This window comes from Shimia sp. (genome assembly GCF_039969785.1).
Classification (GTDB): domain Bacteria; phylum Pseudomonadota; class Alphaproteobacteria; order Rhodobacterales; family Rhodobacteraceae; genus Shimia.
Genome location: NZ_JBDVNC010000033.1, coordinates 157496 through 174006, shown reverse-complemented (window position 1 = coordinate 174006; position 16511 = coordinate 157496). Strand labels below are relative to the sequence as shown.

At 57.8% G+C, this 16511-nt stretch carries 16 protein-coding genes; 12 read left to right on the top strand and 4 right to left on the bottom strand.

The annotated features are described in order from the left end of the window. Window positions 1–70: 70 nt before the first annotated feature. Both ABJI08_RS15190 and ABJI08_RS15185 read right to left on the bottom strand, forming a co-directional pair. Window positions 71–1327 (bottom strand): VWA domain-containing protein, encoded by a 1257-nt coding sequence (locus ABJI08_RS15190; protein ID WP_348402688.1) that lies wholly within the window; start codon window positions 1325–1327, stop codon window positions 71–73. A gap of 87 nt (window positions 1328–1414) precedes the next feature. Then, window positions 1415–2323, bottom strand: a complete 909-nt coding sequence (locus tag ABJI08_RS15185; RefSeq protein WP_348402687.1) for a MoxR family ATPase — start codon at window positions 2321–2323, stop codon at window positions 1415–1417. 187 nt (window positions 2324–2510) lie between these two features. On the opposite strand from ABJI08_RS15185, the gene ABJI08_RS15180 reads away from it, so the two are divergent. Beyond that, window positions 2511–3455, top strand: a complete 945-nt coding sequence (locus ABJI08_RS15180; RefSeq protein ID WP_348402686.1) for a phosphoadenosine phosphosulfate reductase — start codon at window positions 2511–2513, stop codon at window positions 3453–3455. 61 nt (window positions 3456–3516) lie between these two features. Here ABJI08_RS15180 and ABJI08_RS15175 read toward each other — a convergent pair whose 3' ends face one another. Continuing rightward, entirely contained in the window at window positions 3517–4272 is a 756-nt protein-coding gene (locus ABJI08_RS15175) for an SDR family oxidoreductase (RefSeq protein WP_348402685.1), read from the bottom strand. Between the two features lie 219 nt (window positions 4273–4491). On the opposite strand from ABJI08_RS15175, the gene pyrC reads away from it, so the two are divergent. The 3 genes from pyrC (at window position 4492) to ABJI08_RS15160 (ending at window position 8070) form a co-directional block, all read left to right on the top strand. After that, the gene (gene pyrC, locus ABJI08_RS15170) at window positions 4492–5532 is read left to right on the top strand and encodes a dihydroorotase (protein ID WP_348402684.1); all 1041 of its coding nucleotides are present in this window, start codon (window positions 4492–4494) and stop codon (window positions 5530–5532) included. 76 nt (window positions 5533–5608) lie between these two features. After that, window positions 5609–6289, top strand: a complete 681-nt coding sequence (locus tag ABJI08_RS15165; RefSeq protein ID WP_348402683.1) for an orotate phosphoribosyltransferase — start codon at window positions 5609–5611, stop codon at window positions 6287–6289. 293 nt (window positions 6290–6582) lie between these two features. Further along, window positions 6583–8070, top strand: coding sequence for a replicative DNA helicase (locus ABJI08_RS15160; RefSeq protein WP_348402682.1), 1488 nt, complete (start codon window positions 6583–6585; stop codon window positions 8068–8070). Between the two features lie 110 nt (window positions 8071–8180). Here ABJI08_RS15160 and ABJI08_RS15155 read toward each other — a convergent pair whose 3' ends face one another. Next, complete coding sequence (locus tag ABJI08_RS15155; protein WP_348402681.1) at window positions 8181–9080, bottom strand: hypothetical protein; 900 nt, start codon at window positions 9078–9080, stop codon at window positions 8181–8183. A 274-nt stretch (window positions 9081–9354) separates the two neighbouring features. Between ABJI08_RS15155 and ABJI08_RS15150 the strand changes: the two genes are divergently transcribed. From ABJI08_RS15150 to radA, 8 genes are all read left to right on the top strand, one after another. Further along, window positions 9355–10425: a fatty acid desaturase gene (locus tag ABJI08_RS15150; protein ID WP_348402680.1), complete on the top strand. Its 1071-nt coding sequence runs from the start codon at window positions 9355–9357 to the stop codon at window positions 10423–10425. Window positions 10426–10603: 178 nt separating this feature from the next. Further along, window positions 10604–11032: a nuclear transport factor 2 family protein gene (locus tag ABJI08_RS15145; protein WP_348402679.1), complete on the top strand. Its 429-nt coding sequence runs from the start codon at window positions 10604–10606 to the stop codon at window positions 11030–11032. An 80-nt stretch (window positions 11033–11112) separates the two neighbouring features. Further along, window positions 11113–12150: an alanine racemase gene (gene alr / locus ABJI08_RS15140; protein ID WP_348402678.1), complete on the top strand. Its 1038-nt coding sequence runs from the start codon at window positions 11113–11115 to the stop codon at window positions 12148–12150. Next, window positions 12150–12932, top strand: coding sequence for an ABC transporter permease (locus tag ABJI08_RS15135; RefSeq protein WP_348402677.1), 783 nt, complete (start codon window positions 12150–12152; stop codon window positions 12930–12932). Before alr ends, ABJI08_RS15135 begins: the two co-directional genes overlap by 1 nt. Beyond that, the gene (locus ABJI08_RS15130) at window positions 12929–13675 is read left to right on the top strand and encodes an ATP-binding cassette domain-containing protein (protein ID WP_348402676.1); all 747 of its coding nucleotides are present in this window, start codon (window positions 12929–12931) and stop codon (window positions 13673–13675) included. Before ABJI08_RS15135 ends, ABJI08_RS15130 begins: the two co-directional genes overlap by 4 nt. Next, window positions 13675–14253 (top strand): hypothetical protein, encoded by a 579-nt coding sequence (locus tag ABJI08_RS15125; protein WP_348402675.1) that lies wholly within the window; start codon window positions 13675–13677, stop codon window positions 14251–14253. The genes ABJI08_RS15130 and ABJI08_RS15125 overlap by 1 nt, the downstream gene beginning before the upstream one ends. A gap of 428 nt (window positions 14254–14681) precedes the next feature. After that, a complete protein-coding gene (locus ABJI08_RS15120; protein ID WP_348402674.1) occupies window positions 14682–15110 on the top strand; it encodes a paraquat-inducible protein A in 429 nt (142 codons plus the stop codon). A gap of 17 nt (window positions 15111–15127) precedes the next feature. Next, complete coding sequence (gene radA, locus ABJI08_RS15115) at window positions 15128–16495, top strand: DNA repair protein RadA (protein WP_348402673.1); 1368 nt, start codon at window positions 15128–15130, stop codon at window positions 16493–16495. Window positions 16496–16511: the final 16 nt, after the last annotated feature.

Here is a 16511-nt window from a genome sequence, read left to right as displayed (position 1 = left end):
TCTCCCGTATCTGCCCGTCGCATATCCCAGATGGGGACACCGCACACATGACACAATGTCGGTTCCCTTGTCAGCTGTCCATCACCGCCATCAATCGCGCCTTTTCACCCAGATCGTCGGGCTGCGAAATGGCGGCGGCCAAGTCTTCCAGCGTTGCAATCGAATGCCCCGCCCGAAAGCTGTCGACATGTGGCAACATCGCGCGAATACCCTGCGCCTTGGGCGCAAACCCATCCCAGCGCAGCAAAGGGTTCAGCCAGATCAGACGTCTTGCCGACAGGTGCAGCCGTCTGACCTCGTGTTCCAATGCCCCCGCGTCACCGCGATCCAATCCATCAGTGATCAGCAACACAACCGCGCCCTGCCCCATAACCCGCCGTGACCAGTCCCGGTTAAAGTCATGCAGACAATCGCCAATCCGGGTGCCGCCCTCCCAATCCTGCGCCTCTGCGCCCGCTGCATGCAACGCCGCGTCAACATCGCGCGTGGCAAGGTGGCGGGTGATATTGGTCAGCTGCGTGCCAAAGGTAAACCCGTGTACCCGCGCCCATCCCGCGCCCTTTTGATTGGCCACAGCATGGAGAAAATGCAAGACCATCCGCGAATACTGACTCATGGAACCTGAAATATCGCAAATCACAATCAGGTTCGGCCAGCGCACACGCGGGCTCTTGCGCGACAGTTTCTGCATCTCGCCGCCCTGACGCATCGCCGCGCGCATGGTGGCCCGCCAATCGGCCTGCGCGCCCAGCGCATCCGGTTTGCCGCGCCGCGACGCGATGGGCTTCACCGGCAGTTTCAGACGCGCCAGCATGCGCTTGGCCTCGGCCACTTCATCCGTGCTCATTTGTTCGAAATCAAGCGTGCGCAGTCGTTCTTCGCTGGACATGGTCAGTGACGCGTCCACCTCGATCTCGGTGCCCTCTTCCTCTTGGGCAATATCCGGCATGTCCTGCTCGACACCGTCCAGAATAGCCTCGGCGGCGCGCTTTTCTCCGGCGCCGGCGTTGCGCTCTTCCTGTACGCCACGTACCGCAGGCAACATCATCGCCATCATGTGTTCCATAAAGCGCGGATCGCGCCAATACAGGCGAAACACCTGCGCAAACACGGTACGATGCTCTGGGCGCGAGACAAAACAAGCATGCAGCGTCCAGTAAAAATCGCGCTTTTCTGTAAATCCGGCGGCCTCAACCGCGCGAATGGCATCAATCACCCGCCCGGGACCTATCGGCAAACCCGCTTTGCGCAATGCGCGCGCAAACCATGTGATATTATGGGTCAGCTTGGGAGCGTCCGGGATATCGATGGGGATGTATTCAGCCATTACACACAAAAGGGGGCCAGCCCCCCACCTTGAAAACCGGTCCGGTTTTCAAGCTCCCCCCCGGAGTATTTCTGGCAAAATGAAGCATCAGACCGGCTCGAGCGTGGCGCGCGCCTCGTCCAGCAGACGTTTGGCTTCGGAGCCCTGCAATTTGGCAATGTCATCCTGATATTTCAGCACCGCGCCCAGCGTATCGGCGATCATTTCCGGCGACAGTTCCAGAACATCCAGCGCCAGCAGGCATTTGGCCCAATCTATGGTCTCGGCCACGCCGGGTTTTTTGAACAGGTCTTCGGTGCGCAGTTTCTGCACAAACGCCACCACCTCGCGGCTGAGCGCGGTTGACGCCTCGGGCGCGCGTTTTTCCAGAATTTCCAGTTCACCGGCAAAGTCCGGGTAATCCACCCAATGATACAAGCACCGCCGCTTGAGCGCATCATGCACCTCGCGGGTGCGGTTGGATGTGACGATGACAATGGGTGGTTCGGGCGCCTTGATGGTGCCGATCTCGGGGATTGTCACCTGAAAATCGCTGAGCGCCTCGAGCAGGAACGCCTCAAACGGCTCGTCCGTGCGGTCCAGTTCGTCAATCAGCAAGACCGGCGCCCCACGCGGATCAGCGCGCATCGCCTGCAGCAGTGGTCGCTCGACCAGATAGTCAGGCCCAAACAGTTCCTGCTGCAACGCCGTCCTGTCAGCGCCGCCGCCCGCCTCGGCCGTGCGGATCGCCACCATCTGAGCGGCAAAGTTCCATTCATACACCGCGCTGGCCGCATCCAGACCTTCGTAACATTGCAAGCGGATCAGGTTACGCCCCAGGGCAGCGGCAATCGCCTTGGCAATCTCGGTTTTGCCAACACCTGCCTCGCCCTCCAGAAAGATCGGCCGCCCAAGGCGCAGCGCCAGAAAAACCACAGTGGCCAGCGACCGGCTGCAGACATAATCCTGCCCCTCCAGCAACGTCTGAACCTTGTCGATGCTCTCGATGTCCTGCATGTCGCTCCCCTTGTGTGACAAAACTCAGGCTGCACGCGTGGCCAGGGCGCGTCAACCACCCGGCAACACGACTAAAGTTGTAGATACGCCCACTCTTCCCAATTTTTGCCGCAAATGGCAGATATCCCCAATTCCAAGAGCACACAGGTGCCGTTTATTGATTTGCCGGGTTGCAAGGATTGAGGACATGCAGGATTCACCAAATGGCTTTGACACGCCAATGCTGGGACTTGGGCGCAAGGACTGGCTGGACAAGCTGGAACACATCGCCGAAGAGCACGGACATTTTCAACCGCTGGGCCCGCGCCACTGTGCCACGCTGATCGAAGACAAACCGGTTCTGCTGGTGACCTTTGAGACAATGCAAAGCATTCAAACCCGCGATGACACCGGCCAGCCGCTGGGCTGGGAACTGGTGCGCGAACTGGGCTGGTCACATTTGTGCATCCTGTCCGACGGAGACACATGGTTCCGCGATCCGGCAGTCTATGGCTATTTCGACCGCCTGTCGGATGACGGCTTCTTTGAGGATTTCGAACGCATCGTGTTTTATGGCGCAGGTCCCTGTGGCTATGCGGCCTCGGCCTTTTCCGTCGCGGCCCCCGGTGCAACCGTTGTGGCCCTGCACCCACAAGCCACCCAGGATGCCCGTATCGTGCCATGGGACAAACGCCACCTTGACGCGCGCCGGATTTCTTTTTCAGACCGCTACAGCTATGCCCCGGACCTGATCGAAGCCGCGGATAGCGCCTTTGTTTTTTATGATCCGCATCAGGACGCAGACGCCATGCATGCGTCTCTGTTTCGTCGCGACAATGTCAACCTGATCCGGATGCCCTATTTTGGCGATACTCTCGAACCACATCTGCTTGAAATGCAAATCCTGTTCCGCATTCTGGCCAAGGCGGGCGCGGGCAAGCTGACGTCACATGCGATCCATAAATTGCTGCGGACCCGGCGCACGCACCTGCCGTATCTCGACGCGCTCCTTGGCGAGATCGAACGCCAAAAACGCCCTTATATTAAGGCCTTGCTCTGCGCAAATGTCGCAACACGTCTCAAGGCGCCCCGCTATCTGCGCAAACTGGATTTGTTGGTGCAAGCCGCCAATACAGGACGGCTGGCCAGCTAGCACAGACCTTAGAAAGTCGTGATCAAACCCATAGGACCCGGACTTACACCTGATCTGGCGTTTAGCCCTGAGGGCGCAGCGCGGGCAATCCAACGCCTGTGCTTTCAAACCCGCCATCTGACGCAATCACCTGCCCGGTGACATAGCTGGCTTTGTCAGAGCACAAGAACGTAATCACCTCGGCAATTTCCCGTTCGGACCCATACCGGTTCAAAGGGATCGCATCATGGTATGCCGCGATAATCTCGGGCGTGTGCACCGCCATGGCCAATTTGGTGCGCACAGGACCGGGACACACGCAATTGGCGCGAATGCCATATTCCCCCAACTCTGCCGCCTGCTGTTTTGTCAGCTGGATAACGGCCGCTTTGGACGTGCCATAAGCGACCCGCAAAGTGGATGCGCGCAACCCGGAAATAGACGCAATATTTACCAAGGCGCCGCGCGACGCGCGCAACGCCGGAATGGTGGCCTGACTGACAAGGAAAACGCCATCCAGATTGGTCGCCATCACCGCCCGCCAGCGGGCAAAATCCGTGTCTTCAATCGGTCCAAAATCCGCGACACCGGCATTGTTCACAACCGCATCAATGCGCCCGAACGCCTGGTTAACAGACTGCACCATGTCATCGACCTGTTCGGGTATGGAAACATCATGCAGAAATGCGCTGGCATCATTCAATCCCTTTGCGGCATCTCGCAACGCGTCGCCATCCCGATCAACCATGGCCACACGCCATCCTTGTTCAAGGAAAAGCCTTGTCGTCTCCAAACCAATACCGCGCGCGGCCCCCGTCACCAAAGCTACTTTTTGCATCCCAAAGTCCTTGTTCTGATAACGCGACGTTTCTGACTGACCAGTGTATTCCAACCTTCCGGCCAACTTACGGTGCACTGTAATGACACGCCAAACCAGAACAAGGCAAAACCCTTATCGCGCCCCGGCCTTTGAAAAACAGGTTCTGTCTCTCTGCTGTCCGCTCAAAATTACCAGTGCCCTCTGGATTGCGGCACCGCTTTTGTGTAAGCCGCGCACATGACCCAAAGCTTGACCATTGCCCGCCCCGATGACTGGCACCTGCATCTGCGCGACGGCGCAATGCTGGTCGCTGTTCTGCCCGAAACCGCGCGCCACTTTGCCCGCGCCATCATTATGCCAAACTTGGTGCCCCCGGTTGTAACCGGTGCACAGGCGGCGGCCTACCGTGACCGCATCCTTGCCGCCCTGCCTGCTGATATGTCCTTCACACCATTGATGACGCTGTACCTGACCGAAGACACCGATCCGGATGATGTCGCCGCAGCCCATGCAAGCGGTCTGATCAAAGCGGTCAAACTTTACCCTGCTGGCGCCACCACCAATTCCGCCTCAGGTGTGGCAAACTTTGAAAACGTCCGCGCGACGCTGGATCGAATGGCCGAAATCGGCCTGCCGCTCTGTGTGCATGGCGAAGTCACAGATGCCGACATCGACATTTTTGACCGCGAAGCCGTGTTTATCGACCGTGTTCTGGACCCGATCCGCAAGGCCACACCCGGCCTGCGCGTGATCATGGAACACATCACCACATCCAATGGTGTGGACTATGTGAAATCAAATGCCACCGATCTGGGCGCCACCATCACCACGCACCACCTGATCATCAACCGCAACCACCTGCTCGTCGGTGGGATCAAGCCGCATTACTATTGCCTGCCCGTCGCCAAACGCGAAGAGCACCGCCTCGCCCTGCGCGCCGCCGCTACCTCAGGCGATGCACGGTTTTTCCTGGGCACAGATTCGGCCCCGCATATGGACGCCCTCAAAGAACACGCCTGTGGATGTGCTGGCTGTTTCACCGCCACCAACACCATGGCCTTGCTCGCACACGTGTTTGAAGAAGACGGCGCGCTGGATCAACTCGAAGCCTTCGCTTCGCAAAACGGCCCGGCGTTCTATGGGCTGCCAACCAACAGCGACACAATCACGCTCACCAAGTCTGAAGCCCCAACCATCTTCCCGTCCAAAATCGACGCGGGTGACGACACCGTCACGGTGTTTGATCCCGGCTTCCCGGTGCATTGGGATGTGACCTGATTTTCGTTTTGCCAAAAATACTCCCGCCGGAGGCGTTCCGCACCCGCCCCGCACGCCAACACCACAGGATAAACTGATGATCCCGACCTCCTACCCCCCCCAAAAAGAAATCGCCCGCCTCACCGCGCGCATGCTGCTGGAAATCGGCGCGGTCAATTTCAACACAGATGAACCTTATACGCTGGCGTCCGGCCTGCCCTCGCCCAGCTATATCGATTGCCGCAAACTGATCTCTTTCCCGCGCATCCGCAGCACCTTGATGGATTTCTTGACCGTGACCGTCATGCGCAACGCAGGCTTTGAAGCATTTGACAACATTGCGGGTGGCGAAACGGCAGGCATTCCCTTTGCTGCACTGGTTGCCGAACGCATGGCCTTGCCCATGACCTATGTGCGCAAAAAACCCAAAGGCTATGGTAAGAACGCCCGTATTGAAGGCGCAATGTCCGAAGGCGAACGGGTTCTGCTGGTCGAAGATCTGACCACGGATGGCGGCTCAAAACTCAGTTTTGTCGACGCAATCCGCGACACCGGTGCCACCTGTGGCCACACCGCCGTGATCTTTTACTACGACATTTTTCCAGAAACGATCAAAACACTGGGCGATCACGGTGTCCAACTTCATCACTTGTGCACATGGTGGGACGTTCTGGCCGAAGCCTGCGCACAAGACGCTTTTGACGATGCCACCCTGAGCGAAGTTGAAAAATTTCTGAATGACCCACGCGCCTGGCAAGACGCCCGCATGAAAAGCTGACCTTAGGCGTAGGTCGGACAATTTTGTCCGACCTACCTTGCGCTCATCCACAGAGGCAACGCACAAAATTGCCGTGGAAAGCCCTGTGGGTGGCCTGTGAATGAATTATCCCCAGAATCAGATACACGCACCACATCATGTATCAGGCATGCGCCAAACCTCGATATCTGCACCAACTTGTGTTATCCACAAGGTAATCCACAGCGCCCATGGCAGGTTATCCACGGCGTTTTGCACCTAGCATCCACGCCCACTTCGGCCTAGGTGTACGGGCCAAGGACAAGAGGGCAGTTATGAACGAAATCGCGACCATCAATGCGACCGGCACCGAGGCGGCAGAGACCGATCCGATGCCCCACTCAATCGAAGCTGAACAGCAGCTTCTGGGCGCGATCCTGACCAATAACGACATTTTTGACCGCGTCGCCGCGGTCATCACTGCCGAACATTTCTACGATCCTGTTCATGCCCGCATTTACGAAGTGGCCGCCGCCCGCATCGCCAAAAACAACCTCGCTTCACCAGTGACTCTCAAGGCCTTTCTTGAAGACGATGAAGGCCTCAGGGAACTGGGTGGCCCCGCCTATCTCGCCCGCCTCGCCGGCGCCGCCATTTCGGCCTTTGCCGCACGCGACTATGCGCAGATGATCTATGACATGGCGATCCGGCGCGAACTGATCGGGCTGGGCAATGACATCTCGACCAAGGCCAAAAAAGTCGACGTTAAACTCGAACCCAAAGAACAGATCGTCGAAGCCGAACAGGCGCTCTATAAGCTCTCCGAACAGGGCCAGACCGAGCGCGGCTTCGTCTCATTCCTCAAGGCCGTGACCGAAGCCGTAAACACGGCCAACGCCGCCTATCAGCGCGAAGGTGGGCTTGCGGGCATCTCCACCGGCCTGATTGATATGGATAAAAAGCTCGGCGGCCTGCACCCGTCTGACCTTTTGATCCTCGCCGGTCGCCCGTCGATGGGCAAAACTTCGCTGGCCACCAACATCGCCTTTAACGTCGCCAAAGCCTACAAAAAGGGCATCCGGCCAGACGGTTCAGAAGGCGCCGTCGAAGGCGGCGTCGTCGGCTTTTACTCTCTTGAAATGAGCGCCGAGCAGCTCGCCGCCCGGATCTTGTCAGAAGCATCTGAAGTGCCCTCAGAACAGATCCGGCGCGGCGACATGACCGAGGCCGAATTCCGCCGCTTCGTTGACGCCGCCAAGGCGCTCGAAGCCTGCCCGCTGTATATCGACGACACGCCCGCCCTGCCCATCGCTCAGCTCGCCGCGCGTGCGCGCCGTCTCAAACGCACGCATGGGCTTGACCTGTTGATCATCGACTACCTCCAGCTTTGCCGCGGCACCGCCGAAAACCGGGTGCAGGAAATTGGCGAAATTTCCATGGGCATGAAGGCCATCGCCAAGGAACTCAACATCCCGGTCATGGCCCTGTCCCAGCTCTCTCGCGGCGTCGAAAGCCGCGACGACAAACGCCCGCAGCTCAGCGACTTGCGGGAATCAGGGTCCATCGAACAAGACGCCGACGTGGTGATGTTTGTGTTCCGCGAAGAATACTATGTCGAACGCGAAAAACCCTCAGATGACCGGCTCGAAGAAATGGCAGCATGGCAGGAACGCATGGACCATTTGCACGGCAAAGCCGAAGTGGTGGTCGGCAAACAACGCCACGGCCCTATCGGCAATATCGAACTCAGCTTTGAAGGCCAGTTCACCCGCTTTGGCAACCTCGTGAAACCCTGGCAACAAGACGGCGACAGCGAATTCTAGGCTGGCAATAGCTCATAAATCGGGTTGCAGTACCGGGTACCGCAACCCCGTCAAACGGCAATCAATCGATCAGGACCATTCACAGATCACATGTGCAGTCTTCGTCGACTCTATACCAATTCGACTTCCACATCCTCTACCGGTTCGTCTTCGGCAACGTCATCGTCATCCGCAGTTTCGCCCAGACTCAGTGCCGCCATCAGTTCCAGCCCGCCATCTTCCGAGGTGCTCACCCCATCCAGCACACCGTCGGCGATGGCCTCGTCATACGCAGCAAGCACATCTTCAGCGCTTTCGTATCCACCGTCCGGAGCTTCAATATTGAACAACTCTACCGGATAACCTTCATCACCGAATTCGTAGAACGTGATTTTTGTCAACGTTCCAACATTATAATCCTCGTCCGCGATTTCTTCTTCGAAATACTGCAGGTAATTTTCGAATGTCGGGTCCGTTCCTTCCGGAAGCGAATGACCATACCCTTCGCGCTCTTCGTCCACCACGAACACGCCGTTGGTCGGTTCATCATCGTCATTAACCTGAAAAAAGACCTTCTCGATCAGCGGCTCTTCGGGCTCTTCGGGTTCCTCAGGATCGTCAGAGACCCCCTTGATCGAACCTTCCGGCGTTGTCGTCGACGTTGCGCGAATGCCAAAGACGTCAATGTCGTCCAAGCTGCTGATGTCGAGCTGAACGGTCAGAGTATCGCCCGTCTCTACATATGTCTCTTTGTCGGTTCCCTCTGGTCCCAACCCCGGATCACTGAGTTGCGCAGCATCATCCCACTGAACCTTGTCGCCGTCCAGCCGCGCCCCGTTCATATTGAGCGGTCCGTCCAGACTTTCGCTTTTTCCGGAAAAATCATCATCCCCAAAATAGACGGCATTTACGTCCATCGCGCCTTCCGAAACCGAAATATCTGCGAAAAACTCTCCGTTCTCTTCATAAACAACGACTGTGTATGACAGTCCGTCTGTCTGGTACGAAAACACTTTTGATGTCTCTGGCATATTCTTTTCCTTAATAGGTCGTTTTCAGCCAAGTCGCCCTGCTGTGCCGCAGAAAATATCATTGCCGCAGGCCTTTATCTGCACTTGTGTTAACACAAAAACGCCACTTTTATGACAAATTAAGCGAAATCAATGGAAACACTCCGTTTCCACCGTTCTAACTCCTGACGTTTCAGCGTGCTGCTCGTTGTCTGATTGCGGCATGCAGTTTGATTGATCTCTGCCCCAATCTGTCAACTTTGACAGCGTGAATTGCCTTCGCTAGCCTGTCCGAATGGCAAATGACTATTCCCTATCCGGCCCTGCCGGACGCGCCGCCAAGGACGGTGATCCAGCGCAGATTTCCTGGTTTCGCCCAGCCATTGACCCTAAGGAAATAAGGGTGTTGATGCAAAAATCTGATGCGATCGCGCTCCGGGACACTGTGCTCTGGCTTGGCGCAATGATCCTGTTTGCAGGCATCGCAATTGCCCTTTGGCCGTCATGGTGGTCGGCGCCATTCTGGCTGGCCTATGGACTGTTATACGGGTCCGGCGCTGATGCGCGTTGGCATGAATGTGGCCACATGACCGCATTCAAAACGCCGTGGATGAACAATTTCGTCTATCAGATCGCAAGCTTTATGATGATGCGCAATCCGGTGGTCTGGCGGGCCAGCCACGTCCGGCATCACACGGATTCCATCATCGTAGGGCGCGATCCCGAGATTGTCGCGATGCGCCCACCCGATCTGATCAATATCGCGGTGAAATTCATCGGCGTCACCGAAGTCATCGAAGCCTTCCAACGCATGGCGCTGCATGCACGTGGTCAATTGACCGCAGACGAGGCGACGTATGTGCGCGATTCAGATCGTGCCAAAGTCGCTCAGATTGCCCGTATCTGGATCGCAATTTACCTCTGCACATTGGGGCTGGCAATTTGGATGGGTTCGATTCTACCCTTTATGGTGATTGGCCTGCCCAGAGCCTATGGCGCATGGCACCACGTGATGACCGGCCTGATACAACATCTGGGACTTGCCGAAAACGTCTCCGACCACCGTCTCAACACCCGCACCGTTCTGATGAACCCGATAAGCCGGTTCATCTACCTCAATATGAACTATCATGTTGAACACCACATGTTCACCATGGTGCCCTATTACCGATTGCCAGACCTACACAAACTGATCCAACACGAACTTCCGGCGCCGGAACCTTCGATTTATGCGGCATTTCGCCGGCTTCTGCCTGTGCTCTGGAAGCAACTCAAAAATCAGGACGCGGTGATTATCCCTGATCTCCCCAACGGTGCCTCGCCTTACAGATCCGAAGTCGACCGGCTTCGCCCCTTTGCGGTCTGACGGCACAAGTTTCTGCATTCAGTATCTGGGCCTGCCGACGAGAATGCCTTACCCCGGTTTCAGCACGAAGTATTCGGATTATGACGCACTCTCAGGCGCGGCGTTTTCGAACCCGGTTTAATCCGCTCTTGACCTTGTCCCGCAAGCGCCCGAACCTGACGCCAACAGGAGACACCCTATGAACATCCACGATTTCATGACCGCCTATAAACGCGTCTGGCTGGATCAGGATAGCGCAGGTTTTGCCGATCTGTTCACCCGCGACGGCACTTATCACAACACACCGTTTCAGGTGCAGACCGGGCGCGACGCGCTGATCACCTATTGGGATCGCATTCAGCTGCAGAATGATATCCGTATGAAGGTCGCGGTGCTGGCAGAAACAGAAAACGGCGGCATTGGGCACTGGTGGGTGGATTACCAGGTCGCATCAGAAGAGCTGTTTGACATCTGGGCCAAATCCACCGGCACCGGTATGCCCGACCGCGAACCCGGGGACCCGCTGCCGCGCCTGACACTGGACGGCACGCTGATCGCGGAATTCGGCCCCGATGGGCGCGCACGCGATGTGCGGATATTCTGGCATTCGCAAGCCTATATGCCTTAAGCGCACTCAATCGCGCCCGTGCTGCCAACCGCCCACCTTTCCCCCTTGACCTCGCGCCTCTGGACGACAACAAACGGGCCATGGCTACCGCGACTTTAACAATCGATCTCGATGCGCTAATTGCCAATTGGCGGGCGCTGGATGCAGTCACCACCTGCGAAACCGCAGCCGTGGTCAAAGCCGATGGCTACGGCCTTGGCGCCGACCGGGTTGCGCGCTGTCTGATGCATAACGGCGTGCGCAAGTTCTTTGTGGCCGCCGCCGAAGAAGGCGTCAGCTTGCGGCAGGCGCTTGGGCCCGATCCTGAGATCAGTGTTTTTTCAGGGCATATGGCCGGCGATACAGACATGATATCCGATATGGGGCTGACCCCCATGCTGAACTCGGTTGATCAGATCGTGCGCCATGTCGAGGCCCTGCCCGCCAATCCGTTTGGCGTTCAACTGGACACCGGCATGAACCGTCTGGGGCTGGAAGCCTCGGAATGGGCCGCCGTGCGTGATCTGGTACTGCCGCGCAATCCGACGCTGGTGATGTCACATCTAGCCTGCGCCGACGAACCTGAACACCCGATGAACCCACGCCAGCTGGCTGCGTTCCGTGAAATGACAGATGGCATCGCCGCACCCCGTTCGCTCGCGGCGACGGGTGGCATTCTGCTGGGGTCTGACTATCATTTCGACCTCACCCGCCCCGGCGTCGGGCTATACGGCGGCATGCCGTTTGTCGAAGCCACGCCCGTGGCCACACTTGGAATTCCCGTTATTCAGGTACGCGACGTCGCCGAAGGCGAAAGCGTCGGCTATGGCAACAGTTGGATCGCCGGGCGCCCCAGCCGCGTGGCCACAATCGCTGCGGGCTACGCTGACGGTATCCTGCGTGCCATGGGGACGGACGTGTCTGTCTTTTCGGGCGACCAGCGCTGCAAGGTGATAGGTCGCATTTCGATGGATATGATTGGCGTCGACATCACGGATCTGGGCGAAGACCCATCCCGGCTGGAACTGTTGGGCCGACATCAGTCTGTCGACACGCTGGCGGATGCAGCCGGCACGATTGGCTATGAAATCCTGACCTCGCTGGGGCACCGCTATACGCGGCGCTACAAGGTCGGTTGATGGCAGCAGTCAAAGGCCTGGCCGCCATCGGACGCCAGACGCTTTCCCTTCTTCAATCGCTGGGTCAGGCCGTCATGTTCCTGTTCTCTGCGCTGACCCACATCGTGCGCCCGCCCTTTTACGGGCGCGAATTTCTGAACGCCCTGTTCAACATCGGCTGGCTGTCCTTGCCCGTGGTTGGCTTGACGGCTGTCTTCACCGGTGGCGCGCTGGCGCTGCAAATCTATGACGGTTCATCGCGCTTTTCCGCCGAGGCCGTGGTGCCCCAGATTGTCGCCATCGGCATGGTGCGGGAACTGGGACCTGTGCTGGTCGGTCTGATGGTAGCCGCCCGCGTGACCTCTTCTATCGCGGCCGAGATTGCAACTATGAAAGTGACCGAGCAAATCGACGCGCTGGTCACGCTATCGACCCATCCGATGAAATACCTCACCGCGCCGCGCGTGCTGGCGGCGCTGATCGTAGTGCCCGTTCTGGTGGGTATCGGAGATATCATCGGCATCTATGGCGGCTTTCTGGTCAGCACCGGCCAACTTGGCTTTAACCCCGCCAATTACATCCGCAATACCGCCGACTTCCTGCAAACCTCGGATATTATCTCGTCCCTGATCAAAGGCTCTGCCTTTGGCGGGATCGCCGCTGTGATGGGCTGTTATTACGGCATCAATTCCGGACGCGGTGCCCAAGGCGTCGGACGCGCCACCAAAGGTTCGGTTCAGGCCGCCGCCGTGATGATCCTCGCCGCCAACTTCTTTCTCACCTCACTGTTTTTTGCCTCATGATCAGCTTTCAGGACGTTCATAAATCTTTTGGCCCCAAACGGGTGCTGCGCGGCGTCAACCTCGAGATTGCCCAAGGCACATCTATGGTCATCATCGGCGGGTCGGGCACCGGTAAATCCGTGGCGCTGAAATCGGTGCTTGGTCTGGTCACGCCCGACAGCGGCCTGATCAAGGTCGACGGCAAGGATTCCACCAAAGGCGATCACGACGCGTTCCTCGCCCGGTTCGGCATGTTGTTTCAGGGCGGCGCGCTGTTTGATTCGCTCACCGTCTGGCAAAACGTCGCCTTTCGCCTGCTGCGCGGCTCTCTCAAACGCCCCAAGGCCGAGGCGCGCGAAATTGCCATCGACAAACTGCGCCGCGTGGGGCTGACCCCGGATGTGGCCGATTTGTTCCCGTCCGAGCTGTCCGGCGGTATGCAAAAACGCGTCGGGCTGGCCCGCGCCATCGCTGCCGAACCCGAGATCATCTTTTTCGACGAACCCACAACGGGGCTGGACCCGATCATGTCCGGCGTGATCAACGACCTGATCCGCGAGATTGTGGTTGAAATGGGCGCCACCGCCATGACCATCACCCACGATATGACATCCGTCCGCGCCATCGCCGACAATGTCGCCATGCTGCATGACGGCGTGATCCAATGGACCGGACCCGTGGCCGACATGGACAAATCGGGCGATCCCTATCTGGAACAGTTCATTTCCGGCAGCGCCGAGGGACCGATCGAGGCTGTGCGGTGATGGAAAATCCTTACTGGCATCCGACGATTAAACCACACGCATTCGACCCAGACTCAGTTTCTGAACAGTGCCTGAAGTGCTTTGAACCTCTATCTACGTCCTCGTCTCTAGGCGTTTTTTGGGAAAGTGCCTCAGAGGACGAGGGATTGGAGGAAAGCATTTGGTCCTACCCAACCTTGGTAAAACTCCATCAACAGTGCGCAGAGTTGAAACTGTCCAGCGCACTTCTCTTTCTCGCGATCAGTTTTCGCACTCTAGACGACCAAAGACGGGAAGATGAAGGCTTCAGGGAATTTGTAAAAAACTTGGAAACTTCTTTTAGCAACCTCCACTTCTACCAAGGAAACGGGAAAACAACACTCCGCGAAGCTTGTAACAAAATTGTTCACGCTACCGACGTGAGGCCTGTTTACGATAATGGCTCCGACCGCATCGAGAGAGAAGTATGGGGCATGGATGGTCAACTAGAATTGAAAGGTTCGCTCGGGGGCACCAACTGGGCGGTCAATTTGAACATGTTTGACTTCCTAGAAGCACTTTTGGATGTCGTTCAATACGTGAATGACGAGATCAAGTGAGTCACATTTCCTACGCGAGATTGCGCTGAGTATTGTGCTGCCCGGAATCAAGGCTTGCAAAGCAAGCCGCCGGGCAGCGCCCGACCGCCCCATGGGCGGGCGCTTTTGACAGCTCACCAAGACCACAAACCGTTTGAGAGTTGGACAGATAAACTGCCAAGCCCACACGTCGGAGCGCCCACCCCGGTCGGTCGCTGCCCGGCCTGGGTCTCACTGTTACATCATAACACCGCGCAACACGGCGCCCGCCCGCTTAAGCCCCCCATTTCCCAAATCCACACCGTCGCAATGCCGACGCAGCGCCGATACGCACTTTTCAACGAAACCAACGCGTTAACCATGATTCGTGCAGGTCAGAGCCAATCTATAGGTTTTTCCCCCCAAGCGTCGCCTTGCACCACACCGCGCAACACCCTAGCTCTTGCCTCATGATATTGCGCCTCGCCAACCTCGCCCTGCTGATCCTCTTTCCCGTCGCATGGTTTGCCCCGCTTCTGCGCGCGGGCATCCTGCCGATCTTTGGTCTTTCCGAAATCACCATCGTCTCGGGCCTGCAATCGCTTTGGGACAGCGATGTGGCGCTGGCCTTGCTTGTCACGTTCCTCGCGATCTTTGCGCCCTACATGAAAGTCATCGGTGTCGCCCTGATCCATTTCGGCATGATGCGCCGTAAGGTCTTGCCAGCACTGGAGTTTCTGGGAAAGCTCGCGATGGCCGACGTGTTCCTGATTGCGCTTTACGTCGTGATTGTTAAGGGCGCAGGCTATGTGACCGTGCAAACCGGCTGGGGGCTTTACCTGTTTACAGGCTGCATTCTGGCCTCGATTGCGATTAGCCATTTGACCCGCAAGCGGTAGTGGTCCAAAACAAGAACATGGCCAAGAGTAAAACCCAGTTCACCTGCACTGCCTGTGCTGCCGTCTCAACCAAATGGTCCGGACGCTGCGAAGCCTGTGGCGAATGGAACAGCATCGTCGAAGAAAAGCCCCTGTCCTACGGCCCATCGGCCGCCTCGCTGGGCACCAGCCGGGGCCGCCGGATCGAGCTGACTGACCTCAGCACACATGAAACCCCGCCCCCCCGTACGATCTCTGGCGTGGCCGAGCTGGACCGGGTTCTGGGCGGCGGTCTGGTCCCGGCCAGCGCCATACTTGTGGGCGGTGATCCGGGCATCGGCAAGTCAACGCTGCTCTTACAGGCTGCTGCAAGGTTTGCCCGTATGGGTTTGAAAACAATCTATGTTTCCGGCGAAGAAGCCAGCGCCCAGGTGCGTATGCGCGCCCAGCGTCTGGGCCTGACACAAAGCCCGGTGATGCTTGCGGCTGAAACCAACCTGCGCGATATTCTGACCACGCTGGACGAAGAACGCCCGCAGTTGGCGATCATTGATTCGATTCAGACCATGTGGTCAGATTCGGTGGGCAGCGCGCCCGGCTCCGTTTCTCAGGTCCGCGCCGCCGCACACGAGTTAACTGCCTTTGCCAAGCGCAAAGGCATGGCTGTGATCCTTGTGGGCCATGTCACCAAAGAGGGGCAGATCGCAGGCCCCCGCGTGGTCGAACACATGGTGGACACCGTGCTCTATTTCGAAGGCGAACGCGGGCATCAGTTCCGCATTCTGCGCGCTGTCAAAAACCGCTTTGGGCCAGCCGATGAGATCGGCGTTTTTGAGATGACTGGCAAAGGCTTAGCCGAAGTTGGCAATCCTTCCGCGCTGTTCCTGTCCGACCGGGGCAAACCCAGCGCAGGCAGCGTCGTGTTTGCCGGTATCGAAGGCACACGCCCGGTTCTGATCGAGCTTCAGGCGCTGGTGGCGCCCTCGCCTCACAGCCAGCCCCGGCGCACGGTTGTGGGCTGGGATGGTGGACGGCTGGCGATGATTCTGGCCGTGCTCGAGGCGCGCTGCGGCGTCCCATTCACGGGACTCGATGTGTATCTGAACGTGGCCGGGGGCATGAAAATCAACGAACCCGCCGCCGACCTCGCCGTCGCCGCCGCCCTGATTTCAGCCCGCGAAGACTCAGCTTTGCCTGCAGATACAGTGGTTTTTGGCGAAATAAGCCTCTCAGGGGCGCTTCGAGCGGTCGGACAGACAGAAAACAGGTTGAAAGAAGCCCAAAAACTTGGTTTTTCATCCGCAATAGCTCCGAAGGGTGGTAAATCGTTGACGGTCGACGGCATAAAGCTGAACCGAATGACGGATCTGGCGCGCTTTGTGGAGGAAACATTCGGAGCAGGTTAACCTGCCAAAAGCCAAA

Excerpts from the sequence above, each read along its gene's own strand:
- ABJI08_RS15190 (WP_348402688.1), bottom strand. The coding sequence starts at position 1,327 with ATGGCTGAATACATCCCCATCGATATCCCGGACGCTCCCAAGCTGACC.
- ABJI08_RS15185 (WP_348402687.1), bottom strand. The coding sequence starts at position 2,323 with ATGCAGGACATCGAGAGCATCGACAAGGTTCAGACGTTGCTGGAGGGG.
- ABJI08_RS15180 (WP_348402686.1), top strand. The coding sequence starts at position 2,511 with ATGCAGGATTCACCAAATGGCTTTGACACGCCAATGCTGGGACTTGGG.
- ABJI08_RS15175 (WP_348402685.1), bottom strand. The coding sequence starts at position 4,272 with ATGCAAAAAGTAGCTTTGGTGACGGGGGCCGCGCGCGGTATTGGTTTG.
- pyrC (WP_348402684.1), top strand. The coding sequence starts at position 4,492 with ATGACCCAAAGCTTGACCATTGCCCGCCCCGATGACTGGCACCTGCAT.
- ABJI08_RS15165 (WP_348402683.1), top strand. The coding sequence starts at position 5,609 with ATGATCCCGACCTCCTACCCCCCCCAAAAAGAAATCGCCCGCCTCACC.
- ABJI08_RS15160 (WP_348402682.1), top strand. The coding sequence starts at position 6,583 with ATGAACGAAATCGCGACCATCAATGCGACCGGCACCGAGGCGGCAGAG.
- ABJI08_RS15155 (WP_348402681.1), bottom strand. The coding sequence starts at position 9,080 with ATGCCAGAGACATCAAAAGTGTTTTCGTACCAGACAGACGGACTGTCA.
- ABJI08_RS15150 (WP_348402680.1), top strand. The coding sequence starts at position 9,355 with ATGGCAAATGACTATTCCCTATCCGGCCCTGCCGGACGCGCCGCCAAG.
- ABJI08_RS15145 (WP_348402679.1), top strand. The coding sequence starts at position 10,604 with ATGAACATCCACGATTTCATGACCGCCTATAAACGCGTCTGGCTGGAT.
- alr (WP_348402678.1), top strand. The coding sequence starts at position 11,113 with ATGGCTACCGCGACTTTAACAATCGATCTCGATGCGCTAATTGCCAAT.
- ABJI08_RS15135 (WP_348402677.1), top strand. The coding sequence starts at position 12,150 with ATGGCAGCAGTCAAAGGCCTGGCCGCCATCGGACGCCAGACGCTTTCC.
- ABJI08_RS15130 (WP_348402676.1), top strand. The coding sequence starts at position 12,929 with ATGATCAGCTTTCAGGACGTTCATAAATCTTTTGGCCCCAAACGGGTG.
- ABJI08_RS15125 (WP_348402675.1), top strand. The coding sequence starts at position 13,675 with ATGGAAAATCCTTACTGGCATCCGACGATTAAACCACACGCATTCGAC.
- ABJI08_RS15120 (WP_348402674.1), top strand. The coding sequence starts at position 14,682 with ATGATATTGCGCCTCGCCAACCTCGCCCTGCTGATCCTCTTTCCCGTC.
- radA (WP_348402673.1), top strand. The coding sequence starts at position 15,128 with ATGGCCAAGAGTAAAACCCAGTTCACCTGCACTGCCTGTGCTGCCGTC.